The 24,184-nt window shown below is 70.7% G+C and carries 23 protein-coding genes; 12 read left to right on the top strand and 11 right to left on the bottom strand.

The features are described 5' to 3' along the window. Positions 1–11 precede the first annotated feature (11 nt). Both Aau02nite_RS10205 and Aau02nite_RS10200 read right to left on the bottom strand, forming a co-directional pair. Positions 12–1,352, bottom strand: coding sequence for an RICIN domain-containing protein (locus Aau02nite_RS10205; protein ID WP_212988097.1), 1,341 nt, complete (start codon positions 1,350–1,352; stop codon positions 12–14). Between the two features lie 92 nt (positions 1,353–1,444). Then, the gene (locus tag Aau02nite_RS10200; protein ID WP_212988096.1) at positions 1,445–4,999 is read right to left on the bottom strand and encodes a ThuA domain-containing protein; all 3,555 of its coding nucleotides are present in this window, start codon (positions 4,997–4,999) and stop codon (positions 1,445–1,447) included. 301 nt (positions 5,000–5,300) lie between these two features. Between Aau02nite_RS10200 and Aau02nite_RS10195 the strand changes: the two genes are divergently transcribed. Genes Aau02nite_RS10195 through Aau02nite_RS10175 form a run of 5 tightly spaced genes read left to right on the top strand, consistent with a single transcriptional unit; the run spans position 5,301 to position 10,854 of the window. Beyond that, a complete protein-coding gene (locus Aau02nite_RS10195) occupies positions 5,301–6,809 on the top strand; it encodes a sugar ABC transporter ATP-binding protein (protein WP_212988095.1) in 1,509 nt (502 codons plus the stop codon). Continuing rightward, a complete protein-coding gene (locus tag Aau02nite_RS10190; RefSeq protein ID WP_212988094.1) occupies positions 6,809–7,783 on the top strand; it encodes an ABC transporter permease in 975 nt (324 codons plus the stop codon). The genes Aau02nite_RS10195 and Aau02nite_RS10190 overlap by 1 nt, the downstream gene beginning before the upstream one ends. A gap of 2 nt (positions 7,784–7,785) precedes the next feature. Next, the gene (locus Aau02nite_RS10185) at positions 7,786–8,772 is read left to right on the top strand and encodes an ABC transporter permease (protein ID WP_212988093.1); all 987 of its coding nucleotides are present in this window, start codon (positions 7,786–7,788) and stop codon (positions 8,770–8,772) included. Next, entirely contained in the window at positions 8,769–9,953 is a 1,185-nt protein-coding gene (locus Aau02nite_RS10180) for a substrate-binding domain-containing protein (protein ID WP_212988092.1), read from the top strand. Before Aau02nite_RS10185 ends, Aau02nite_RS10180 begins: the two co-directional genes overlap by 4 nt. 4 nt (positions 9,954–9,957) lie before the next feature. Then, complete coding sequence (locus tag Aau02nite_RS10175; RefSeq protein ID WP_212988091.1) at positions 9,958–10,854, top strand: sugar phosphate isomerase/epimerase family protein; 897 nt, start codon at positions 9,958–9,960, stop codon at positions 10,852–10,854. Between the two features lie 168 nt (positions 10,855–11,022). Here Aau02nite_RS10175 and Aau02nite_RS10170 read toward each other — a convergent pair whose 3' ends face one another. Both Aau02nite_RS10170 and Aau02nite_RS10165 read right to left on the bottom strand, forming a co-directional pair. Further along, on the bottom strand, positions 11,023–12,372 hold the full coding sequence (locus Aau02nite_RS10170) for an MFS transporter (RefSeq protein ID WP_212988090.1): 1,350 nt from the start codon (positions 12,370–12,372) through the stop codon (positions 11,023–11,025). Positions 12,373–12,400: 28 nt separating this feature from the next. Continuing rightward, a complete protein-coding gene (locus Aau02nite_RS10165; protein ID WP_212988089.1) occupies positions 12,401–12,796 on the bottom strand; it encodes a hypothetical protein in 396 nt (131 codons plus the stop codon). Between the two features lie 274 nt (positions 12,797–13,070). Between Aau02nite_RS10165 and Aau02nite_RS10160 the strand changes: the two genes are divergently transcribed. The 3 genes from Aau02nite_RS10160 (at position 13,071) to Aau02nite_RS10155 (ending at position 14,594) form a co-directional block, all read left to right on the top strand. Further along, on the top strand, positions 13,071–13,286 hold the full coding sequence (locus tag Aau02nite_RS10160; protein WP_212988088.1) for a hypothetical protein: 216 nt from the start codon (positions 13,071–13,073) through the stop codon (positions 13,284–13,286). 163 nt (positions 13,287–13,449) lie between these two features. Next, entirely contained in the window at positions 13,450–13,578 is a 129-nt protein-coding gene (locus tag Aau02nite_RS47305) for a hypothetical protein (RefSeq protein WP_281420970.1), read from the top strand. Beyond that, positions 13,575–14,594, top strand: a complete 1,020-nt coding sequence (locus tag Aau02nite_RS10155) for an NADPH:quinone reductase (protein ID WP_212988087.1) — start codon at positions 13,575–13,577, stop codon at positions 14,592–14,594. The genes Aau02nite_RS47305 and Aau02nite_RS10155 overlap by 4 nt, the downstream gene beginning before the upstream one ends. A 28-nt stretch (positions 14,595–14,622) precedes the next feature. Here Aau02nite_RS10155 and Aau02nite_RS10150 read toward each other — a convergent pair whose 3' ends face one another. From Aau02nite_RS10150 to Aau02nite_RS10135, 3 genes are all read right to left on the bottom strand, one after another. Further along, complete coding sequence (locus Aau02nite_RS10150; RefSeq protein WP_212988086.1) at positions 14,623–15,066, bottom strand: hypothetical protein; 444 nt, start codon at positions 15,064–15,066, stop codon at positions 14,623–14,625. A 517-nt stretch (positions 15,067–15,583) separates the two neighbouring features. After that, entirely contained in the window at positions 15,584–17,038 is a 1,455-nt protein-coding gene (locus tag Aau02nite_RS10140) for an alkaline phosphatase PhoX (protein WP_212988084.1), read from the bottom strand. 139 nt (positions 17,039–17,177) lie between these two features. Beyond that, positions 17,178–18,425 carry an endonuclease/exonuclease/phosphatase family protein gene (locus Aau02nite_RS10135; RefSeq protein WP_212988083.1) on the bottom strand — a complete coding sequence of 416 codons (1,248 nt, stop codon included), beginning with the start codon at positions 18,423–18,425 and terminating at the stop codon, positions 17,178–17,180. A 259-nt stretch (positions 18,426–18,684) separates the two neighbouring features. Between Aau02nite_RS10135 and Aau02nite_RS10130 the strand changes: the two genes are divergently transcribed. Both Aau02nite_RS10130 and Aau02nite_RS47300 read left to right on the top strand, forming a co-directional pair. Beyond that, a complete protein-coding gene (locus Aau02nite_RS10130) occupies positions 18,685–19,044 on the top strand; it encodes a hypothetical protein (RefSeq protein ID WP_212988082.1) in 360 nt (119 codons plus the stop codon). Beyond that, positions 19,029–19,151 (top strand): hypothetical protein, encoded by a 123-nt coding sequence (locus Aau02nite_RS47300; protein ID WP_281420969.1) that lies wholly within the window; start codon positions 19,029–19,031, stop codon positions 19,149–19,151. Before Aau02nite_RS10130 ends, Aau02nite_RS47300 begins: the two co-directional genes overlap by 16 nt. Before the next feature lie 15 nt (positions 19,152–19,166). Here Aau02nite_RS47300 and Aau02nite_RS10125 read toward each other — a convergent pair whose 3' ends face one another. Continuing rightward, positions 19,167–19,601, bottom strand: a complete 435-nt coding sequence (locus Aau02nite_RS10125; protein ID WP_212988081.1) for a MarR family winged helix-turn-helix transcriptional regulator — start codon at positions 19,599–19,601, stop codon at positions 19,167–19,169. A gap of 113 nt (positions 19,602–19,714) precedes the next feature. Here Aau02nite_RS10125 and Aau02nite_RS10120 point away from each other — a divergent pair, with 113 nt between their 5' ends. Further along, complete coding sequence (locus tag Aau02nite_RS10120) at positions 19,715–20,413, top strand: dioxygenase family protein (protein WP_212988080.1); 699 nt, start codon at positions 19,715–19,717, stop codon at positions 20,411–20,413. 14 nt (positions 20,414–20,427) lie between these two features. After that, positions 20,428–21,297, top strand: a complete 870-nt coding sequence (locus tag Aau02nite_RS10115) for an SDR family NAD(P)-dependent oxidoreductase (protein WP_212988079.1) — start codon at positions 20,428–20,430, stop codon at positions 21,295–21,297. A gap of 34 nt (positions 21,298–21,331) precedes the next feature. Here Aau02nite_RS10115 and Aau02nite_RS10110 read toward each other — a convergent pair whose 3' ends face one another. From Aau02nite_RS10110 to Aau02nite_RS10100, 3 genes are all read right to left on the bottom strand, one after another. Beyond that, the gene (locus Aau02nite_RS10110) at positions 21,332–21,658 is read right to left on the bottom strand and encodes a hypothetical protein (protein ID WP_212988078.1); all 327 of its coding nucleotides are present in this window, start codon (positions 21,656–21,658) and stop codon (positions 21,332–21,334) included. Then, positions 21,651–22,514, bottom strand: coding sequence for a winged helix-turn-helix domain-containing protein (locus tag Aau02nite_RS10105; protein WP_212988077.1), 864 nt, complete (start codon positions 22,512–22,514; stop codon positions 21,651–21,653). Before Aau02nite_RS10105 ends, Aau02nite_RS10110 begins: the two co-directional genes overlap by 8 nt. 233 nt (positions 22,515–22,747) lie before the next feature. After that, positions 22,748–23,941, bottom strand: a complete 1,194-nt coding sequence (locus Aau02nite_RS10100) for an MFS transporter (RefSeq protein ID WP_212988076.1) — start codon at positions 23,939–23,941, stop codon at positions 22,748–22,750. Between the last annotated feature and the right edge of the window lie 243 nt (positions 23,942–24,184).

Below are 24,184 nucleotides of genomic sequence, written 5' to 3'. Positions count from 1 at the left end.
TCGGGCTGCCGCTACGCTCGGGCCCACCGTTGGTTGGCGCCGCCGTGGCAGTTCCACACGATGACCGCAGAGCCGTTGGCGGTGCCGCCGCCGTTGACGTCCAGACACAGTCCGGTCTGGGCACTGGTGACCGTGCCGTTGCTCAGGTTCCACTGCTGGTTCGCCTGGCCGTTGCAGTCCCAGATCTGCACCCGGGTGCCGGCCGCGGCGTTGGCGGGCACGTCCAGGCCCTTGCCCGTCACCCGCAGGGTCTGTCCGTTCTGGGCGAACTGCTGGTTGGGGTTGGTGTGGCAGTCCCAGATCTGGGTCTGGGCACCGTTGGCCGAGCTGGCGCCGCTGACGTCCAGGCACCGGCCGGACCCCTCGTTACGCAGCCGGTTGCCGGCCGGGTTCGGCGGGGGAGTGCTCGGATCCGGCGAGGGACCGGTGCCCTGGAACTGGGCGAAGAACCGCCACACCTCTGCCTTGGTCCAGGTCCGGACGCCGTCCTCGCAGCCGGAGCAGCCGTCTACCGGACCCGGCCCGTGGCCGCTGTCGTAGGCGGCCCACTGCACCGGGTATCCCGCCCGGCACGAGTACAGCGTGGTGACGTGCTGCCCGCTGCCCTGTGCGGGTTCCCGCGGGCTCTGCGCGGCACAGCCGTTGTTCCGGACGAACGTGTCCCGTAGCGCCCGTCCCTGGGAGATGTTGAGGACGTTGTCCGAGATGCCGTGCAGGCCGAAGTACGCGATCGGCTGGGTGCCGCCGCTGCAGCCGCTCAGCTGCGCGCCGGAATAGACCGCGACCGCGCGGAAGACGGTGGCCCGGGCGCATGCGAGGGCATAGCTCATGCCGCCGCCGTAGCTGAAACCGAGCGCGAAGCGCTGCGTGGTGTCGACACAGAGCGCGTCGTCGATGCGCCGGATCATGTCGTCGACGAAGGTGACGTCCTGTCCGCCGGGGTTGGCCCAGCCGTTGCCGTTGCCCTGCGGCGCGACCAGGATCGCGCTGTTGTTCGACTGCTCCTGCATACCGTAGTAGGACCAGGCGCTGCCGCTGGTCCCGCCCGAGGCGACGTCGTTCATGGTGCCGCCCCGCCAGTGGAAGGCGAAGATCAGGCGGTACTGGTTGTTGCTGTTGTAGTTGGCGGGGACCCGCAGGATGAAGCTGCGATTCTGGCCGCCGCTCTGGATCGTGTGCGTACCGCTGTTCAACCCGGGGGCCTTGCCGCATCCGGCCGTAGCCGCGAGGGCGACGGTATCGGCGGCCGCGGCCGCCAGCCTGACTCCCGCTACACCGGCTCCGGTGAGAATCAACGTCGCGGCGATGGCTAGCGGCGTACGCCATCGGTGTCGATTGGTGCCCTGTCGCATGGCAGGTTTCCTTTCCTCGTGGTGTGGCGACGCTGACCTGTCGGTGAGAGGCTCCGGCGCGTAGGTGCACCGGAGCCTCTCGATGAGACGGGCTACGCGGCGGTGAACCGCCACTGCTGGTTTGTCCCGGTGTGACATCCCCACTGCAGCAGCCGTGCGCCGTCGGTGGTCGCGCCACCGTTGACGTCGATGCAGAGTCCGCTCGGGACACTCTTGACGGTGTACACCCCGGTGGTGGCGGCCGGTGTGACGAGGAACTTCTGCTGGTTGCTGTTGTTGCACGTGAGCTGTTGCAGGAACGCACCCTGGGCGGTGGAGCCGCCGGTCACGTCGAGGCACTTGTTGCTGTGCGCCGCCTTCAGGTAGACCGCGCCGCCGCCGGCGTCGACCGCCTGCCACTTCTGGTTGTTGCCGCCGGTGGCCGCCCACTGGACGATCTGCGCCCCGTCGGCGGTGGAAGCGGCGCTGACGTCGATGAGCTTGCCGCTGTGCTGGGCCGCGACCGTCCAGGTGCGGCCGGCCACCCCGCCCGGATCAGGTGCGCCGGTCCCCACGCCGCTGCCACCGAAGGTGAACGAGTCGAGGTCGAACACGCTGGTGGAGGAGCCCTTGAAGACCATGTACAGCGTGTGGGACCCGGCCAGAGCGGTGGTGCTGACCGCCGGCGTGGACTGGTAGTTGTCCCAGCCGCCCGTGTTGGGCACCGGCGTGGTGGCCAGCAGCGTGCCGGTCGGTGAGCCGGCGCGCAGCTCGATCGACCCGCCGCTGTTCGGCGACGACACCCGGTAGCTGACGCTGGTGATGCCGGACAGGCTCATCGGGCTGAACGCCACCCAGTCGTTGTTGGAGACGTCGCCGATCCGCTTGCCGCTCTCCGCGGCGGCCTGCTCGACGACCCGTACGCCGGACTGACTGGTGTAGTACTCCGCCTGCTTGTGTTTGGGCTGCAGCACCGCCTGGGCGTAGCCGGTGAGCGGAGCCGCGCCGCCGGTACCGCCGTTGTCGGTGTAGCGGGCCCGCAGGACGTAGTACAGGTTGGCGCCGTCGGGGTGCCCGCCCAGCAGATCCGTGGCGATGGTGCCCGAGCAGCCCGGGTAGTCGGTCGTCTCGTGCTGGTGGTCGTCGTGGCCCAGGGCCGGGTTGACCAGGACCTTGGTGCAGTCGATGGGAGCGCCACCGGGATCGGAGACGGTGACCGTGTACGGCACCCGGTCGCCGAAGTTCAGCATCCCGCCGTTGGCCGGCACGGTGATGGTGACCACCGGTGCGGTGTTCCCGACGGTGATCTGCACGTTGGCGAAGGACGCCTTGCCGGTGTTGTCGGTGACCCTCAGCTGAGCGGCGTAGTTGCCGTTGGCGGTGTAGACGTGGGACGGGTTGGCCGCCGTGGAGGTGGTGCCGTCGCCGAAGGTCCACAGGTAGCTGAGGGTGTTGCCGGGATCGGGATCAGTCGTGCCGGCGCTGCTGAACTGGACCGTCAGCGGCGCGTTTCCACTGGTCGGCGTGCCGGTGGCCTTGGCGATCGGGGACCGCCCGCCCTGGATGTAGTCGATGCGGTACAGGCCGGAGTCGTTGTTGCCACCACCGAAGTTGGAGCCCCACTCCAGCACGTACAGCGAGCCGTCCGGGCCGAACTCCAGGTCCATCGGCTTGATGAAGTTGCCCGCGGGCAGGAACGGGTTGGTCCGGGTGACCGCCGAGGCCGAGTCGAAGTGCACCTCCTTGATGTAGTTGCGGGTCCACTCGTAGAAGAAGTGGACACCGTCGTAGTACGGCGGGAACTTCGTCGCCGACGGGTTGGCCGCGTTGTAGCGGTAGACCGGTCCACCCATCGGGCCCGAACCGCCCGAGCCGAGCTCCGGGAACGTCGGTGAGGTGCCGTAGCCGTACCACATGTTCGGGGCGACGACCGGCTTGAGACTGCTCAGGCCGGTGTTGTTGGGCGAGTTGTTGACCGGTGCGGCGCAGTTGAACTTCGCGCCGACGACGCCGGTGTCCGGGTTGAACGGCGCGTACGGCTGGTTGTTGCCGTGGCAGAACGGCCAGCCGTAGTTGCCCGGCGCCTTGATGACGTTCAGCTCAACGAGCCCTTCGGGGCCGCGGTTGGTGGTGGCACCGCTGCGGTCGGGGCCGTAGTCGGCCAGGTAGACGTGGCCGTTGGCCGGGTCGATCGAGAAGCGGAACGGGTTGCGGAAGCCCATCGCGTAGATCTCGGGCTTGGTCTGTGCCGTGCCCTGCGGATAGAGGTTGCCGGTCGGGACGGTGTACCCGCCGCCGGCCGAGGGCCGGATCCGCAGCAGCTTGCCCCGCAGGTCGTTGGTGTTACCCGCGGTACGCGCGGCGTCGAGATTGGCCTTGCCCGAGCGCCAGTCCAGCGGCGCCCAGCCCTGCCAGTTCGGGTCGAGGTTGGGCGGCGTGTCGTCACCGGTACCGATGTAGAGGTTCCCGTCCGGCCCGAACTCGATGTAGCCACCGGTGTGCCCCGGCTCCGGGAAGGTGCGGTCACGGTACGCCGGGATGTCGATGATCGTCACCTGGCTGGACACGTTCAGGGTGTCGCCGGTGAGCGTGAAGCGGGAGACCCGGTTGACGTCGGTCGTGCTGCCGGCCGGCGAGTGGTACAGGTACACATAGCCGTTGCTGGCGAAGTTCGGGTCCAGGGCCAGTCCGGTGAGGCCGTCCTCGCCGCCGGTGTAGACACTCAGCGTGCCGGCGGTGACGGTGCTGTTGGTGGCCGGCCGGAAGATCTTCACCTGCCCGGCGCGCTGGACGTAGAGCACCCGCCCGTCGGGAGCGACCGCCATCGCCATCGGGTCGGCGGTGTTGTCGTCGAGCGTGCGCTTCTCGAAGTTGCTCCAGACGGTGCCGCCGCAGTCACCGGGCTCGCTGCCGGCCGCCCACTTGACGCCACCCAGGACGTGGTTGCGGAAGGCGGTCTCGCTGTACGACGCGATCGCGTGACCCATGCCGGTGGCCCAGACCCGGCCGCCGCCGGTGTTGCGGCACCAGGAGATCGGGTGATCGGGTCCCATCGCCCGCGAGCCCGGGTTGTACGTCCGCTCGTCCGCGGTGACCAGCACGTGGACGTCACCGCGCGGGTTGCGGTCGAAGTTGTACCACTCCTCGCTGCGGTTCCAGCGGTCCGGCAGTCCGACGGTCGACGGGTGGTTCTTGTCGGCGACGACAGCGGTGCCGGGCAGCACGCCGGGGGAGTGCTCCGGCATGTGCGCGCCGGCGTTGATCGTCTGGTCCCACCACGGGTACTCGGCCTCGATGCCCATGTCCGTGGCGTTGTGGACAGCGACGATGCCTTTGCCGGCGGCCAGGAAGCCCTCCACCGCCTGGCGCTGGGCCGCCGTGGTCCACACCATGCCGGAGGTCTGGAACATGACGAGCACGTCGAAGGTGGCCAGGTTGGCCGGGGTGAAGGCGGTGGAGTCCTCGGTGTGCACCACTTCGAAGTTGTTGGCAGCGGCCTGTTCGTTGAACATGGCGACGCCGGCGGGGATCGAGTCGTGGCGGTAGCCGGAGGTCTTGGTGAACAGCAGAGCGCGGAACGCTGGGGCCGCTGACGCCGGTGGAACGGCGACCGCGAACGACAGCAGCAGACCCGCTATCGCCCCGATGATCAATGTGCTGCGACGCATGCCGTCTCCTGTACTGGCGGGGGAAAGGGCTGAGGATCACGGGCACGCGGCGCCGCCCCTCGGACGGTCCGGGCGTTGCCGGGCGTACGAAGGCGTGCGTGTGCCGGTCAGATCGTCATGCCGTCCGCCGCGACGGTCTCGGCCAGCATGCGTTCAGCTATTGCCGAAAGTCAATACGACTACGGCGGGACCAATTCCATTACACATTTTTCTGGGCTGATTTTGTCGAAAGGAACATCTACGCTGTCGACCAATTCCACTATTGATCCATTCTGCCGACCACGCACCGTAGGGGCCGCTGATGTCTGACGCTCTGCCGTCGCCGCTGCTCGCACTGAAGGGCATCGGTAAATCGTTCCTCGGCGTGCGCGTCCTCGACGGGGTGGACCTCGATGTCGTACCGGGCGAGGTGCATGCCGTCGTCGGTGAGAACGGCGCCGGCAAGTCCACGCTCATGAAGATCGTGTCCGGCGGGTACGCGCCCGACGCGGGCACGATCGAGTTCGCCGGCGCGCCGCGACGGTTCAGTGGCCCGCGCGACGCCCAGCGGGCCGGGATCGGCATCGTGCACCAGGAGTTCAACCTGCTGCCGGAGCGCACAGTCGCGGAGAACGTGTATCTGGGCCACGAACCCGTGCGCCGCGGGCTCGTCGACCGCCGGGCCATGCGCGAGCGCACCGCCGAGCTGCTGGCCTCCATCCAGGAGAGCTCGCTGCCACCCGGGTCCCGGGTGGGCCGACTCGGCGTGGCCCGGCAGCAGATCGTCGAGATCGTCAAGGCGCTCGCCCTCGACGCGCGGCTGCTCATCATGGACGAGCCCACCGCGGCCCTGGCCGACAACGAGGTGGAGCGGCTCTACGTGCTCGTCCGGCGGCTGCAGCAACGGGGGATCGGCGTGCTGTACGTCTCGCACCGCCTCAAAGAGGTCTTCGACCTGGCCGACCGGATCACCGTGCTCAAGGACGGCCGCCTGGTGACCACCGTGCCCGCCGCGGACACCGACCCCGACCGGCTGGTACGGCACATGGTCGGCCGCGACCTGAGCAGCTACTACCCCGACCGGGCCGCGCCGGACGACCCCGGCCCGGTCCGGCTCACTGTCCACAACGGAGGAAACAGGAAGCTGCGCGACATCGATCTGCGGGTGCGGGCCGGTGAGGTGCTCGGCATCGGTGGCCTGCAGGGCTCGGGGCGCTCGGCGCTGGCTCGCGCTCTGTTCGGTGCCGCGCCGTTCACCACGGGCGAGGTCACGCTCGACGGCGCCCCGGTCCGGCTGCGCTCGCCCCGCGCGGCGATGCGCGCCGGCATCGCCTACGTCACCGAGGACCGCAAGGGCGAGGGCATCGTCGCCGGGGCGTCGGTGCTCGACAACGCCCTGCTGGCCGGGCGGGCTGTGCTGCCCACCTGGCGGGGCCGCGCCGCCCGTACCGCCCGGGTCCGCGAGCTGCTCGCCGCGGTCGACGTGCGGGCGGCCACGGAGGACCAGGAGATCCGCTTCCTGTCGGGCGGCAACCAGCAGAAGGTCGTGCTGGCCCGGTGGCTGGCCCTCGGGCCCGGGATCCTGCTGTTCGACGAGCCGACCCGGGGCATCGATGTGGGCGCCAAGTCGGCGATCCACGACCTCGTCCGCCGCCTGGCCCGCGACGGTGCGGCCGTACTCATGATCTCGTCCGATCTGCCCGAGCTGCTGGGGATGAGCGACCGGATCATCGTGCTGCGCGACGGCCGGATCGCCGGCGAGCTGCCCGCGGGCGCGACCGAGGAGGACGTCCTCACCCTGGCCCTCGGCACCGTGCCGGCGGCGGCCTGATGAGCACCGCACTGACCCTGCCCGCCCGGCGCGCCGCACCCGGCGTGTTCATCGCCCTGGCCCTGACCCTGGCGGTCGGCTGGCTGGTCGTCACGATCGACGGCGGCCAGCTGTTCAGCCAGCCGACGACGGTGAGCCTGCTGCACGTCGCCGCCGGTCTCGGGCTCGTCGCCGTCGGCCAGACCGTGGTCATCATCGGCGGCTCGCTCGACCTGTCCGTGGCCTACGTGGTCAGCCTCAGCACTCTGGTCGCGGCGGAGGCCATGGCCGGCAGCAACGCTGGGCTGCTGCCGGGTGTCGGGCTGGCGCTCGGGGTCAGCGCCGCGATCGGGTTCCTCAACGGCATGCTCGTCACCAAGGCGAGGATCAACGCGTTCATCGCGACCGTGGGCGTCGGGCTGCTGCTGAAGGGCTACCTCGACAACGGCTACGACGGCCCGGCGGGCCGGACCGCGCCGGTTCTGGTGCAGAGTCTCGGATACCAGCGCATCGGACCGGTGCCCGTGTCGTTCCTGCTCCTGCTGGCCGTCGCCGCCGCGATCTGGGTTGTCCTCACCCGTACGCGCTTCGGTCACCATCTGATCGCCGTCGGCGGTGACCCGCAGGTCGCCCGGCTCTCCGGCGTCCGCAACGACCGGGTGCTGATCGCCGCCCACGTGTTGTGCTCGCTCTGCGCCGGCCTGGCCGGCATCTATCTCGCCAGCCGGCTCGGCTCGGGTGCGCCGCGGGTGGGCACGGAGGGTCTGTACGACCTGGAGTCGATCGCCGCGGTGGTCCTCGGCGGCACCGCCCTGGCCGGGGGGAGCGGCGGCGTGGCCGGCACCGTCGGTGGTGTGCTGCTGCTCGCCAGCATCGACGCCATCCTCAACCAGCTCGAGGTCGACGCCTTCGTCAAGCAGGTGATCCGCGGCGTGATCATCATCGCGGCCGTCGCGGTCTACGCCCGGCGGGCCCTGCGGAAGGCGGGGTCGTAGCCATGCAGCTCGCCGAACGTAACCGGCTGCGGGTGCGGTTCCGCCCCGGCGGCCTCGCACCGATCCTGGTGATCTTCGTGGTGTTGCTGGTGCTGCTCGGCACCCGGCAACCCGACTTCCTCTCCCCGCCGTCGCTGATGTCGTTCCTCGGCCGATCGGCGCCGCTCATCCTGCTCGCCGCGGGTCAGTACTTCGTGATCGTGGCGGGGGAGTTCGACCTGTCCGTCGGCTCTCTGGTCACCGCGCAGGTCGTCGTGGCCGCCCGGCTCATCGACAGCGATCCGTCGCGTACCTGGCCCGTCATCCTGCTCCTGCTCGCGTTCGGCGCAGCTGTCGGGCTCGTCAACGGCCTCATCACCACCCGGCTGCGGGTGTCCTCCTTCATCACCACCCTGGGCATGTACCTGATCCTCGTCGGGGCCGTCTATCTGTGGTCCGACGGCGCTCCGAAGGGCGGTCTCTCCGAGGAGTTCCGCCGGTTCGGCCGGCGGGCGTTCGAGGACGTGTTCCTGGTGGGCCGCATCCCGTACGCGTTGCTGATCCTGCTGGCCGTGGCCGCCCTGGCCGTGCTGCTGACCCGATCCGACTTCGGCCGGACCCTGGTCGCCGCCGGCGGCAACCCGCGCACCGCCGAGCTCAGCGGGGTCCGGGTCCGGCACGCCAAGACCCTGGCGTTCGTGCTGAGCGGGCTGGCCGCCGCGGTCGCCGCGATCCTCATCGGCGGGTACAGCGGTGTCTCCTTCCAGGCCGGCGCCGGTCTGGAGTTCGGCGCCATCACCGCGGTGGTCCTCGGCGGTGTCGCCCTGGGTGGAGGCCGCGGTTCGGTCGTCGGCGCGATGCTCGGTGCGCTGACCCTGGAGACGCTCTTCACGCTGATGAATTTCTACGGCGTCTCCGGCGCCCTCAGATCGACGGTCCAGGGCGCGATCATCCTGCTCGCCGTGGCCGTCTCGGCCATGCGTTCCGTTCCAGCTAAGGGGATCCAGTGAGACGTTCCACAGCCGCGGTGGCGATCGGTGCCGTGCTCGCGCTCGCCGGTTGCGCCACCGACGAGCCCACCGCCGTCGCCTCGGGCACCGCGTCGCAGGCAGCCGGGTCGGGCACCGGGGCCCAGTCGAAGTTCTTCGTGCAGGCCGACTACGACAAGGAGCTCGCCCTGCTCGGCGCCACCCCGACCGGGACCGCCGGCAAGCCGTGGGAGCAGGTGCTCGAGCCGAACATGGTGCAGACGGCCAAGTTCAAGAAGCCGGGACCGCACAAGATCTGCTTCTCGAACGCGGGCCTGAACAACCCGTGGCGCCAGGTCGGCTTCAAGACGATGCAGGCCGAGGTGGAGACACACGGGCGTCAGATCAAGCAGTTCGTCCACGTCGACGCCGAGGGCAAGGACCAGAAGCAGATCGCCGACATCAACGATCTGCTGGGCAAGGGCTGCGACGCGCTCATCGTGTCGCCGAACACCACCGCCACACTCACCCCGGCCGTCGAGGCCGCCTGCGCCAAGGGCCTGCCGGTCATCGTCTTCGACCGCGGTGTGGACTCGACCTGCCCGGTGACCTTCATCAACCCGATCGGCGGCTACGGCTTCGGCCACGTCGCGGCGGACTTCATCAGTAAGCGGATGAAGCCGGGCGGCAAGGTGCTCGCGCTGCGCATCCTGCCCGGCGTCGACGTGCTGGAGACGCGCTGGTCCGCCGCCAAGGTCGCCTTCGACAAGGCCGGCGTCGACGTGATCGGCGTCGAGTTCACCGACGGCGATCCGGCCAAGACCAAGAAGATCGTCAACGACTACATCCAGCGGTACGGCACGATCGACGGTGTCTGGATGGACGCGGGGGCGGTCGCGGTGGCCGCGGTCGAAGCGTTCGTCGACGCGGGCCGGCCGGTGCCGCCGATCAACGGCGAGGACCAGCTCGACTTCCTCAAGATGTGGAAGGACAAGAACCTCACCGCCATCGCGCCGACCTATCCCACCTACCAGTGGCGTACGCCGATCATCGCCGCCCTGCGCGTCCTCAACGGCGAACCGGTGTCCAGCCCGTGGAAGCTGCCGCAACCGACCATCACCCAGGACAACCTGGCCGAGTACCTCGATGCGGACATGCCCCCGCTGCACTACGCCGTGTGCGGCTGCACCGACCTGCCCGGCTACCCGCAGCGCTGGAAGTAGCCGGTTGTCCGCCATCGGTGTCAACCCGTGGGTGTGGGCCTCGCCGGTCGACGACGAGGCCCTGTCCGAGCTCGTACCCCGAATCGCCGCGTTCGGTTTCGACGCGGTCGAGCTACCGCTGGAGCAACCGGGTCACTGGGACCCGGTCCGGACCCGGGACCTGCTGGCGGCGCATCACCTGACCGCGGCCGGTGTCTGTGCGGTGACCCCGCCCGGGCGCGAGCTCGTAGCGGCGCCGGCCGCCGTGGTCGCGGCGACCGTGGCCTATTTGAAGACCTGCGTGGACAACGCCGCCGTCCTCGGGGCGCCCTGTGTCGGTGGCCCGGTCTACGCCTCGGTGGGGCGGACCTGGCGCATGTCACCGGCGGTGCGCACGGCCTGCTACGCGGACTTCCGCGAGGCCCTGGCGCCGGTCGCCGACTATGCCGGCGAGCGGGGCGTGAGCATCGGCGTGGAGGCGCTCAACCGGTACGAGACCAGCGTCGTCAACACGCTGACGCAGGCTCTGGAACTGATCGACGGCCTGCCCGCGAACGTCGGTCTCATGATCGACACATATCACATGAACATCGAGGAGTCCGATCCGTACGCGATCCTCGGCCTCGCCGGACCCCACATCAAGCACGTCCAGGTCAGCGGCACGGATCGGGGAGCACCCGGCCGGGACCACTTCGACTGGCCGCGCTTCCTCACCGCCCTGCGCGCGACCGGGTACGGCGGCGCGGTGTGCATCGAGTCGTTCACCGCGCTGAACGAGACGATCGCCACCGCGGCTTCGATCTGGCGCCCGCTGGCCCCCTCACAGGACCGGCTGGCCCTGGACGGCCTGGCCTATCTGCGATCGGTAAACCGGCAGCTGGATCGACAGTCATCACTTGACGTGGACGAAACTTCTCATTAACGTCAGCCAAGACATCATACGTCATACGCTCTCGTGGGGCGGTTCCTGGACGGTCACGCCGACCCGTCTGGTGATTGCTCCGCGAGAGCGGGCCCGCCGTCCGGGGTCATGTCGTACTCGTCGACGTCCAGGACCGCTCCGGTGGCGTGGAAGAAGTCGAGGACGGGATCACCCCGTCACGGCCGTCGCCGGCTCGGCGGGCACCGGGTTCTGGGTGTACCGGGTGCTGAGCCGCCGGTACGGCCGGCTGCCCAGCGCCGCCAGGGTGGCGATCAGACCGATCACCCCGGTCAGCACGAACACCAGCGCGAGCCCGCGATCCGCGCCCGTGCCGAACCAACTGCCGATCGTGCGGGCCCCGGCGCCGTCGGTCATGAACGGGATGACCACGAACTGGGCCACCGGCGCGATGAGGAACGCGGTCAGCGGGGAGGCGGCCTGTTCCACGCTCTGCGCGAAGCCGAAGACCCGGCCCTGCCGCTCGTAGGGCACCACCTTCTGGAGGATGGTCTGCTCGGCCGCCTCGGCGAACGGCACGGCCAGCATGTAGACGTACAGGCCGGCCGCCATGAGCCAGACCGACGAGCGCAGCGGGAACACCAGCGTCACGATCCACAGTGCGACGTTGACCAGCAGCAGCAACCGGACCGGGTTCCGGCTCAGCCCGGTCCGGGCCACGATCAGCCCGCCCACGATGAACCCGGTGCTCAGCACACCCCACAGCAGTCCCCACGCCTGCACCGAGACGAGGGACAGCCCGTACGCGTCCAGCAGTGCCATGAAGACGCCGCCGAGCAGGTTGTTGAACGCGGAGAACGCGATCAGCGCGGGCAGCCCGGGCACCTCCGCGACGACCCGGATCGTCCCGCGCAGGTCGACGCGGCGCTCCTCGCCGTCGGGCACGGCCACCGCCGGGGCGGGCACCGGCACGAACGCGAGATGGGCGAGGGCCAGGGCCAGCACCACCAGGGCCGGCAGGAGCACCCAGAACATGCCGTCGATCCCGACCAGGATGCCGCTGATCACCGACGTCACCAGGAACGAGGTGCCGGAGGTCGTGCCGACGAGCCCGTTGGCCCGGTCCCGGGCGTCCTCGTCGATCAGCACGGTCACCAGCGTCGGCAGCGCGATCGTCCGGATGCTGCCCGCGATGACGCCCACCATGAGCAGCAGGACGAACGCCCACAGTACGACGCTGCCCGCATCGGTGAACGAGGCCGCGGGAGTCACCAGGTACACAGCGAACGCGGCCGCGTAGAGCAGGAACGAGACGGCGGCGGAGACCTGCATCATCGTCTTCTTCGCGTGGTGGTCGACCAGGCTGCCGAACCAGATGCCGGTCAGCGCGGTGAGCACGAGGAACACGGCCGCCACCAGGCCCGTGGCGAAGACCGAGCGGGTCTGCAGGTACACCCAGAAGGTCACCGCGAACCACACGGTGTAGTTGACCACCGACACCAGCAGCGTGCTCACCAGGAGGTGGAAGAACGTGCGGCGGTGGCCCGTGATCGCGGTCATGGCCCGACGGTAGAACCTGGAGCGGGGTTCATGTCCACTCATTTGCGGCCGGGACGGCGGCCCGCACGATCCCGGCGGCCAGCTCACGGGTCAGCTCCGGGCCGACCGCCGCGGCGGGACCGGTGACCAGCGTGAACAGCGCGCCGCCGTAGAGAGTGAGCAGGACGGGCACCGACTCCGGCGGAATCTCCAGGTGCAGCGCGGCGTGGTGCCCCGCGGTGAACGCCTGCGAGCGCCGGAACAGCTCGTCCAGCGCGGCGGCGACGGCGGGGCGGCGCAGCCCCTCCAGGCGCAGCTCGAAGACGGCCAGGTAGCGCTCCCGGTGCTCACCGGCGGCGCGCAGCAGGGACTGGGCGATCAGCTGCGACGCGTGTTCGTGCGTACCCGATGATGCCGGGTCTTCCGTCCGGGCGATGTCGTCCATGTCGGCGTAGTACAACGATCGTAGTGGACCGGAGGCCGGCATGGACGTCCTGGTGGTAGGCGCGGGCATCGGGGGACTGACGTGGCGAACGGCCTCGCGGCCGACGGTCATCGGGTACGCGTCCTCGAACGGGCGCCACGGCTGCGCGCCGGTGGTGCCGCGGTGACGGTGTTCAGCAACGGCGCCGCGGCCGCGTCCGGTCTCGGCGTACCCCTGGACGGTCTGGGGTCCCCCGATCGACAGCCTGACCTTCCGCGCGCCGGACGGGGACCGGTTGGCCCGCGCCGACCTGCGGGAGCACCGCGACCGCACCGGATTCGGCGTCGCCACCGTGCCGCGGGCCGCCCTGCTGGAGCGCTTCGCCGCCGCACTGCCTCCCGGCACACTCCACTTCGGACGGAAGGTCACCGGCGTCACCGCGCCGCCGCCGACGACGACGTCTGGCAGGCGTTCGCCGGTTTTCTCCTCGCCGGCATCGACGCCCAGCTGAGGGACGCCTCTATACAGCCGGTCTTCGCCGCCACGACGCACGCCCTGCCGGAAACGGCCGACCTGGCCGCCCGCCTGACCGCGGCGACCGGCCACTTGCTCGACCGCGCCCGAGCCGCCGGCGTTGTCCGCCCGAGATCACCCACCAGGACGTCGTCCGCCTGATGTGCGGCGTCGTCTTCGCCGCCACGGTGCACGCCACCCCGGACGAGCGCGCCCCACTGACCCGCCGCTACCTGGACGTCGTTCTCACCGGCATCCGGACCGCCGGGCCTGCAAGAATCACGGTATGAAGGCCATCGTCTACCGCACCATCGGCGATCCCGACGTGCTGCAGCTCGCCGAGCGGGACCTGCCCACCCCGGCCCCCGGCGAGGTACGCGTCCGGATCGCCGTGTCCGGCGTCAATCCCACCGACTGGAAGACCCGCTCGGGCGCCACCAACTCGTTGCAGTTCCCCGAGGTCACGCCGCACCTGGACGGTGCCGGAGTGATCGACGCGGTCGGGGAGGGCGTCGATCAGAGCCGAGTCGGGCAGCGGGTCTGGCTGTACATGGCCACGGCCGGGCGGCCGACCGGAACCGCCGCCGAGTTCACCGTCGTCCCCGCCGGCCGGGCCGTGCCACTGCCCGACGCGGCCGGGTTCGAGCTCGGTGCCTCGCTCGGCGTACCGGCTCTCACCGCCCACCGGGCGCTGACCGTCGCCGAGGACGGCCCGCGCCGCCTGCGGCCCGGGGCTCTCGACGGCAAGGTGGTGCTCGCGGCCGGCGGGGCCGGCGCGGTCGGGCATGCGGTCATCCAGCTCGCGCGCTGGGCCGGCGCCACGGTCGTCAGCACGATCAGCGGTCCGGAGAAGGCCCGGCTGGCCACCGCCGCCGGCGCCCACCACGTGATCAACTATCGCGAGGGTGATCCGGCCGCGAGCATCCGGAAGATCGCCCCGGACGGCGTCGACATCGTCGCCGAAGTGGCGCTCGGCGCGAACCTCGCCCTGGACCTGGCCGTGCTGCGCACCCGGGGCACGATCGCGACGTACGCCAACGACGGCGGCAAGCCGGTCGAGCTGGACGTCCGGCAGAACATGACCCTCAACACGCGCTTGCAGTTCCTCATCCTCTACACCCTCGACCCGGACGTGCTGGCAGCGGCGGCCGAGGACATCGCCGCCGCGGTGGGCGACGGCGCCCTGCCGGTCGGGGAGGAGCACGGCCTGCCGCTGGCCCGTTTCCCGCTCGAACGCACCGCCGACGCGCACCGGGCCGTGGAGCGGGGGATGGTCGGCAAGGTCCTGGTCGACGTCGCGTCCTGACGGTCAGCTCCCGAGCGGTTCTCCGTGCCTACTTCCAGACGAACTCCAGCCGCTGCGGATCGAACGGGACGTTCCCTCGCCGCGGGGCCCGGTTGACGACCACGTGATGCAGCACCAGAGAGATCAGCTCGCGTTTCTCCCGTACTTCGGCGCCGGTCCACCAGGTGGCCAGCGTTGCGGCATCCGGCAGTTTCGCCAGTCGCTCGGCCTGCTTGGCGCGTTCCCGCACAGCGTCCCGCTCGTGCTTCTCTCTGGTCCTGATCCACTGCAGAGCCGGTGAGCTCAGTTCTCCGCGGGCGTGCTCCCCGCCGGCCTCCCGCAGTCGATCGTCGAGGTCCGTCAGAAGCGCCTCGAAATGGGTACCGGCGGGGCCGGCCGAGCGTCGGAGCCGGTCCAGCACTGTCGGGGACGACAAACGGGTGAGCGCGCGGGCGGCAACCAGGGCCTCGACGGCCGGTCCGGAGATCCGCATCCGGCCGCAGCCGTAGGACGGTCCGCCGGAGCGACAGATGTATCCGCGGGTGACCGATCTGGACGGCTGTGTGTACAACGTCTTGCCGCACGTGGACGGGTTCCGTCGCGGTCGACCCCGATGTCGGAGCCGCAGACGAGCAGACAGTTCGTTGGGCGGACTGTGGTGCGGGATCTTCGCGTTGTGGCCGAGGTGGCGTGGGGATCCGCGTTCGCGGGGCGGGCTGATGCACGGCATCTACGCGTTCGCCGGGATCACCGGGTTCTGGCGCCGTTGCAGCCGGTGGAGGAGCACGGCGACGCAGCCGCCTGCCCGGCCGAACAGCTGGACGATCCGTCGTCGGCGCTCGACCGGGCGCGGTGTGGCGGTGCGTGCCCGGAGGACTTTCTCCTCGCCCGACCTCGATGAGGTGATTCGGGAGGGCTCGCACCACCACCGGTGATTACCCGGAGTAGCCGACTGGCTGAAGCCTTCCCCGAGATTTATATGGCCACAGTGGGTCCGCCGGCCAGGTACCTCAGCCGAGGTATTTCTGCCAGGGGCCGGTGATCGCCAGAGTGAGGCCCGGGTCCTGCATGTTGACGAAGAGGACCTTGCCGTCGCCGGTGAAGGTCGGCCCGCAGAATTCCGAGTCGTTGAGCTGGTTGCGGGCGATGGCGTAGGCCGGCCCACCCGGGAACGCGCTCAGGACGTGCGACGCGCCGGCGCCGTCCTCGGCCTTCACCAGGCTGCCCCACGGGGTCACTGTCACGTTGTCCGGGCCGTCGAAGGTGAGATCGGTGTACTTCGCCGGCGTGCCTTCCTCGGACGTGGCCTGGTGCGGGAAGTACGTGACCAGCTGAATGGTCTGGTTCCGGTAGTGGTAGAACCAGACCATGCCGTCGTGCGGGACCGCGTCCGCCGGGAGGTCGCCGTCCTCCCATGCGTACGAGTTGACGACGTACACGCCCTCGTCGGTGCCCCACACGCCCTCGAACTTGCGTCCGCGGGTGACCTGGCCGTCGGTGAACTGCTCGCGTACCGGGGTGGTCTTCGCGTCCCGGTCGGGGACTTCGATCCACCGTACGGGGAACGGGCGGCCCAACTGGGCGGAGGTCAGGTAGGCCACGTCGGGCAGCACCGAACCGTCGTCCATGATGATCTGCATCGCAGCGAGGACACCGGCGTCCGGGGCCAGGCGGGTGAGCACGCGCGGACCGACCTTGAGGCCGTGGGGCGTGGTCCACCGGTAGAACAGGCCATTGGGCCCGTCGGCGTCCTCGGACAGGTAGATGTGGGTGCGGTCCTTGTCGATCGCCAGGGCCTCGTGGGCGTAGCGGCCCAGGCATTTGATCGGCCTGGGGTCGGCGGTGCCGTCGGCCCAGACCTCGAAGACGTAGCCGTGGTCGCGCTGGAAGACGCCGCTGCGGTCGCCTTCGGTCCACGTGTCCCCGGCGCGGTCGTCGGTCTCCTCGCAGGTGAGCCAGGTGCCCCAGGGGGTCGGACCGCCGGCGCAGTTGGAGACAGTGCCGGAGATGGCGACGAACTCGCCCAGGTTGCGTCCGGCGCGGTCGGTCGTGATCACCGTGCAGCCACCGGCGTCGACCGCGCCGGGGTCGTACACGGTGCCTCTGATGTGCGGCACGCCGAGCTGGGCGCCGGGGTCGATCTCGTGATTCTGGATCAGGGTGTAGCGGCCCCGGCCGGCGTCGAAGGCGGCCATGCCGTCGTGGTCGGCCGGGGTGACGCCCTGGCCGCGGTCGAGCCGGGTGACCCCGGCCCGGGTGACGACGGCGTAGCTGAACCCCTTCGGCAGAGCCAGGACGCCGGCCGGGTCGTCGACGAGCGGCGGGAAGGGCACGCGGCCGTGACCGGCGGGCCGGTGCGGCCGGCCCGGGTGGGCCTGCGCCAGAGACGGGACGGATCCGGCAACGGCGAGACCGACGCCGGCAGCGGCGCTGCCCGTCAGAAAGGTACGACGAGAGGCTGACACGAGATGGGGCTCCTCTTCCACACGGGTGGGACGCACTCAGACAACCCCGGCGGCCCGACACTGACGCGCCGTTCATGTGTTGAACCGGCGACATCGCAGCGAAGATTGGGCGCTGCCCACCCGTCGCGTCGATGACGTCCTAGTGCCGCGGGTGCCGGGGCAGGACCAGGTCCGTCCAGACGAGCCGGTGGTCGGAGGTCGGGAAGCCGTTGACCGGCGACCACTGCGGGTCGAAGACGCCGGTCAGCCGGGACAGCGGGTCGGCCTGGACCGGCCAGAACACACCTGACCGGACGATCCGGTTGCCGGCCCGGGGCAGCACGTAGTCGGCGTGCAGGTTGCCCGGCGCGGTGTCGGCGAAGTCCGCCGTGTCGAATCGGGGATCACCCCGGTGGGTCAGGTTCGCCCCGGCCTGCCGGGCCGAAGCCTCCACCGCGCCGGCACTGGACGGGAACGTCCGGGCGTTGATCAGCGGGTGCTCCGTCAGCTGCCGGATCGCGTTCCGGTAGGAGTCGCCGTCGTACGGATCAGCGTTCTGATCACCGGCGATGACGAAGTTCTGTCCCGCCCTGAGGCCGCCCCGGCGGCCCTTGTCGTCGTAGATGTAGGACGACGCCCGCGGCGTGACGTAGTCGACCCAGAACCGGATCTCGTCATGGTTGCGCCGCCCGTTGCGGTCCTCCGGCCCGTCGAAGGTCGGCGGCGTCGGGTGGGACACCAGGAAGTGCACCGTCCGGCCGCGGGCCTTGATCGGCACGTCCCAGTGGCTCTTGGACGACAGCCGCAGCGCGGCCTGCTCCTGCGGCGAGTGGAAGTCCACCGGCATCGCGTTGCCGGGCATGTCGCGCCACTTGAACTGCTGGAACGTCCGCACACCGCGGATGTCGATCGGGTACTTCGAGTAGACGACCATGCCGTACTGACCGGGAAACAGCCCGAAGCCGTACGAGTCGTCGCCGTACGCCTGATCGCCGGGCGTGGTGTCCACGATGCCGTTGTCGTTGAGGTCGAAGCCGGAGGCGACGCCGGTGTTCGACGGCGCGACGTACCGGTACGGGTAGCGCTGCGCCGGTGCCCCGTTCTGCGAGACGGCGAGGAAGTTGTCGGCGAACAGGCGCGCCGCCACCGGGTCGTAGTCGAACTCGTTGATCAGCACGACGTCCGGCCGGCTGCGCTGGATCACCTCGGCGACGTTGCGGGCCTGGCGCCGGTAGACGTCGTCCACGTCCGGATTCGCGAGCTGTTCGCGCAGCAGACCCTCGGTGGGCCGGTTGAGCGACAGGTTGTACGTCGCGAAGCGCACGCTGTCGTCCCTGCGCGCAGCCTGGGCCGGTGACCCGCCGAGCAGGGCCGTGCCGAGCAGGGCCGCCATGAGAAGTCGCTTCATGACCCCTTCGGTACCGAACAATCGACGGTCCGGCAATGGTTGTCGCCTACCGTCACCGACAATTCAGCTGCCCGCACCCAGCCGGTCGCCTTCCGCCGGCCGTGATCGTCCGGCACGTCGAACGGCCTCGGCTGCCGGAACGGGCCCGGTCCGCTAGCGTGATCCGATATGGCGAGTCCCGAGCCGGCGGGGACCACATCCGCCACGGCCCCTCGGCACCTGCGCATACCGGTCGTCGACGTGGCGCCGGTGGTGGACGGTGGAGCTGGTCGAACGGGACCGGGCCCTGTACGGCGCGTGGTACGAGATCTTCCCGCGCTCGGAGGGCGCCACCTTCGACGAGAGCACCGGCCGCTGGACCAGCGGGACGTTCCGCACCGCGGCGCGGCGGCTGACCGCCATCGCCGCCATGGGCTTCGACGTCGTGTATCTGACGCCGATCCATCCCATCGGCCGGATCAATCGCAAAGGCGCCAACAACACGCTGCGGGCCGCGACGCGATCCACCCGGACCTGGGCACCTTCGACGACTTCGACGCTTTCGTCGCCGAGGCCCGCCGCCTCGGCCTGGAGGTCGCCCTGCTCGACTGGCACGACGACTTCGTGGCCCACGACCTGATCACCGGCCAGCACTGGAACTGGACGGAACACGCCTTCGTGCGTCTCGGCCCGGACACCGAGCCGGTCCACATCGTCCACGTCCAGCCGGCGATCACCACCACCTGACGAGACGGACATCGGCTATCCGTAACGCTTTTCCTCCTCCGTGGCGGAAGGCGCCATTGCTCTGGTCATCAGGGTGTGCAGGCGGCGCTGCTCGGCGGCGGTGAGGCGCGCGAGGGGCGTACGGGTGGTCGCTGCTTCCACCAGCCGCCGGCGCGCCTCCCGGCCCTGGTCGGTGAGCTCGAGCACCTTGGTGCGCCGGTCGCCGGTAGCCGCGGTGCGCGTCACGTACGACAGCTGGTGCAGCCGGTCGGCCAGGAACGTCACGGTCGACGGGTCGCACCGCAGCCGGACGGCCATCTGGCGCATCGACGGGGCCGGGGCGGCGGGATCCAGCTGCCACAGCGCGTCGGCCAGCGGATGCGTCAGGTTGAGCTCGGTGAGCACGTCCTGGATGGCGGCGTCGGTCGCGTCGTCCATGGCGTGCACCAGCCGCAGGAGCTGATAGGTCAACGACTCACCGTCCATCGCGCCAGCTTACTTGGAGATTCCGATGCTTGACGACTCCAAGTATATGTCCCACACTGATGATGCTTGGAGACTCCAAGCAATTGGAAGGAGGGGCGATGCGCGACCGCGTGCGCAGGCGGGTACTGACGGCGGTGCTGGGGCGGTTCGACAATCGGGGGACCATTCGCCGGGCAGCCACCCTCGACGCGGACCAGGCCACGGCCGGGCAGGGGAACGGGCCCTACTACGTGCCCGGGTCACCGCAACGGCGGGACATCCGCGAAGGCCGGAGCGGCGCCCCTCTGGTGCTCCGCATCCGCGCCGTCGAGGTCGGCACGCTGGCTCCGCTGTCGGGGGCAGCCGTCGAGATCTGGCACTGCGACGCCGCAGGCGTCTACTCCGGCTACCAGCGCTACGGCGCGGACAAGTTCCCGGCCCTGGTGTCGTTGAGCCTGCGGCGGTTCCGGCCCACGGACACCGCGACGTTCCTGCGTGGACAGCAGACCACCGACCCCGACGGGTACGTCGAATTCCAGACCATCGTGCCGGGCTGGTACACCCCGCGCACCGTGCACATCCACGTCCGGGTCAGCGTCGGCGGAAAGGCCCTGCTCGGTACGGAACTGTACTTCCCCGACGACTTCGCCGCGCGCATCCAGGCGATGCCGCCGTACGCCGATCGCGGGCGGAGCCCGTACGTCAACGCCCACGACATCGAGATCCGCATGGCCAAGGGATCCCCGGGCAGCTGGCCGGTCATCCGGCCGGCCGCCGACGGCCACCGGGCCGACGTCACCCTTCAGCTCCGCCATTGACCAGGAGAATGCCCGTGATCACCCGAACTGCAGTCATCACCGGCGCGGCCGGCGGCCTCGGCCAGGCCACCGCCCGGCGGCTCCTGGCCGACGGTTTCGACATCGTCGCGGTGACCCGCGACGCGCCCAGCGCCGAGTCGACCCGGCAGGCGCTCGCCGCGGTCGCGCCGGGCCGTGCGGTGCACGTCCTGCATGCCGACCTGGTCGATCGCGACGCCGTCCGGGCCCTCGCGACGCAGCTGCGCGCCACCGTGGGGCACGTCGACGTGCTGGTCAACAACGCCGGAGCCGCCTTCGCCGGCTACGCCGAGACCGCCGACGGGATCGAGCGGACCCATGCCCTCAACCACCTGGCGCCGTTCCATCTCACCCATCTGCTGCTCGCCGACGGCCTGTTCACCGCGGACGCGCGCATCATCACCATCTCGAGTGACCTGGTGACCCGGGGCCGGCTCGACGCGAGCGCGCCGGACGTCACCGGCACCTCCTGGCGGGACCGTTTCTCCCAGCTCACCGTGTACGGCACCGCCAAACTCGCCAACCTGCTGGCCACCACCGCGCTCGCCGACCGCCTTCCGCCCGGCATGAACGCCTACAGCGCCAACCCGGGCGTCATCAGAACCGGGTTCCACACCAAGGCCGGTGGCCTGCTGAAGGTGGTTTCCTCGGTCAGCGGCATCATGGCCCAGACGCCGGACAAGGCGGCCCGCACCCCGGTCATGCTCGCCACGGCCGGGATCCCGCCGACGCCGAACGGCGGCTACTTCACGAAAGGCGCGGCCGCGACACCACCGAAGATCGTTCGCGATGCCGGCCTGGCAGCCGCCGTCTACGAACGGACGGCGCACGCGCTGGGTCTCGACGTGCGCCCGGCGGCGATCTGATCGCTGAACCGGCGCGGCCGGTCGACGATGCCGATCAGGCGTCGCGGCGGCTCCGGACCTGGACCACGAAGACGGTGACCAGCGCGACGATGTCCACGCTCGCGATGAGGCTGCCCTCGACACCGTGGCCGGACACGATGAGCCAGGTGCCCGCGCTCAGGAACGACAGGGCGATGACCAGGCCGGAGACGAGCCCGGCCCAGCGCAGGTACATGTCCTGACGCCGCTGCCAGTGCAGTCGTTCGAGCTCCCGCTCGATTGCCGCCCGCGTCGGCCTGTCCGCCCGGCCGTAGAGCTCGAGTCCCGGGCCGGTCGCCGGCTCGGCCTCTCCCGTCACGTCCGATGCCGTCGGGTCAGTCACCGGTACCTGCCCGGCCCACGCGTCGCGCGGCGTCGGCGATGTTGGCCACCGCCTTGTCCGTCAACCCGGTGGAGGACGCCTCGTGCAACGGCAGGCCGAACGAGACCACGCCGGCCAAGCCGTCCAGGAAGGCCCGGCCAGCTCCGAGCCTCCGGGCGGGCACGGGAAGGCGACGTTCCACCTTCGACCGTTCCCGGGCTTCGGTCGTCAGCCGGTAGCCGGCTCCCCGCACTGTCTCTATCAGCGCACGCCCGGCGAGCTTGCGGCTGAGCCGGGCGATCACTACATCCAGGACGTTCGTGGTGAGATCGGACGGTTGATCCCAGGCGTGGGCCAGCAGGTCGGTGCGTGCCACGGCCAGCCCTTGCCGGGTCGTCAGCACCTCCAGCACGGCGAACTCCTCCGCCGTCAAGGCGAGCGGCACGTCGCCCCAGCGCGCCTCGCGGCGCTGGAGATCCATGGTGAGCTCTCCCATGCGCAGCACCGGCTCTGCGGTGACCGCACTCCGGCGAGCCAGACTGCGCACCCTTACCGTCAATTCGGCCATATCGAGCGGCTTGGCCAGCAAGTCGTCTCCCCAGTCCAGTGCCGCGACCCGGTCGTCGGCCGACTGGCGGTCCGTCAGGAACAGCACCGGAACCGACCACCCCGCCTGCCGCCGCCGGGCCACGTAGTCGAGAGCGTCGGCGCCGGACAGAGACCGGCTGAGCACGAGGCCGTCGTACGCGGCCGAGGCGAGCGTGAAGTCGACGTCCGCGAGGTCAGCCGCGGTCCTCGCATCGATCCCCGCGGCACGAAGGGCTGCGCTGATGGCCGCGCGGAGGCCGGCGTCATCGTCGGCGACCAGGACACGCATGGGCGCATTGTGTCAGCCTGCGTACCGCGGAACTGCCGTCCGTCGGTTCTCGGTGGCGACGGTTTCCGGTTCCGGCCATCGACCATGATCACCGGCCGGTACCGCCGCTGCCGGGTATACCGTGGACGTTCTCGCGGTCGAGGAGGATGCGGTGCGCAAGAACAAGAGCTGGTGACCAGCCTGGACCGTTCGACGACCGGAGGAGGACGCCATGCGCAACAAGAACTGGTGAGTCAGCCCGCGGCGCGGTGGTCCGCCGAGCGCAGAGCCACCGCGGCCGCGGCGCACAGGACGATGCCGGCCAGCGCCGCCCCCGTGATCGCCGTCGCAGCGTCCCAGTGGTCGGCCGCCCAGCCGCCGGCCAGCACGGCCACCCCTTGCGCCGCCAGCAGGCCGGAAGCGGCCACGCCGATCGCCCGGCCGCGTTCGCCCTCCGGGGTGGACCGGACGAAACCGGCCTGCGCCTGGATCAGGTAAGCGGTGCTGAACATCCCCGACAGGCCCCACAGTGCCATCGACATCGCCACGCCGGGCTGCGCCGCGGTCAGCAGCAGGGGCAGGCCGGCTCCCACCGCGAGCACCCCGATCAGCCGGTCGCGGATCCGCTCCGGCACGAGCCGGACGAAGAGCCAGGCCCCCGCGATGCTGCCCAGCGGGTCGGCCGCCATCAGCAGGCCGACGGCGGCCGGTCCGGCGCCGATCTGGTCCGCGTACGGGGCGGCGAGCGCCTCCGGCACCACGTACCAGCCGACCATCCAGGCCAGCGCGAGCAGTGCGCGCCGCCGGGGGTCGGCGCGGAGGCCGCGTACCGCCACGCTCGTCCGCAGGTCGTCGCGGGACTCCGGCACCGGCCGGGGGCGGTCGGCCAGCCCGGCCCGGATCAGCACCGCCGACACCAGGAACGTCGTGGCGTTGCCGAGCAGTGCCGGGCCCGGCTCGATCGCGGCGACCAGGATGCCGCCGGTGGCGAAGCCCAGCAGCTGTGCCGACTGGCCGGTGATCTGGCGTACCGCGAGCCCCCGCTCGTAGCGGGCGCCGGGCAGGATCTCCGGCAGCAGCGCGCCCTGCGCCGCGGTGAACGGTGTGCCGGCCAGCACCACCAGGAAGAGCAGCACCGCCAGCCAGGGCAGCGGCAGCCCGGGTAGCGCCATCACGGCGACCAGCACCGCGCGCAGCAGGTCGGCCGCCACCATCACCTCCCGGCGGCGGTAGCGGTCGGCCAGCCCGGCCAGGAGTACGCCGCCGAAGAGGGCCGGCAGGAAGGTCAGCGCGTAGACCACCGCGGCCCAGGCGGCCGAGCCGGTGCGCCCGTACACCAGCACCGCCAGGGCCACCCGGGCCAGCTGGTCGCCGGCGATGGAGAGGACCTCGGCGGCCCACACGTAGCGGAACTCGCGCACCCGGAAAACGCTGTCGGTCGCCGTCATCGGCCAGCAGCTGATCAGCTCGGCCCGGGCCGGCGCCACGGCGTCCGGGTGCCCGGTCCGGCAGCGGGCTCGGCGATCACGCGCCCAGCATCCCATCCCGGCCGGGGGCGGAGCTGTTCGTACCAGTGGCCGGAACCGGCCGTCCCGGCTGGACGGAGTGGGCGGAGTGCGCGGGACATCGGGAACGAGCCGGGGACGGCCGCTTCGAGCGGCCGTCCCCGGTCAATCTTGCCGATGCGGAGG

The sequence above is a fragment of the Actinoplanes auranticolor genome (genome assembly GCF_018332655.1).
GTDB lineage: Bacteria > Actinomycetota > Actinomycetes > Mycobacteriales > Micromonosporaceae > Actinoplanes > Actinoplanes auranticolor.
The sequence above is the reverse complement of the archived record's forward strand: the minus strand, read 5'-3'. Positions and strand labels throughout refer to the sequence as shown.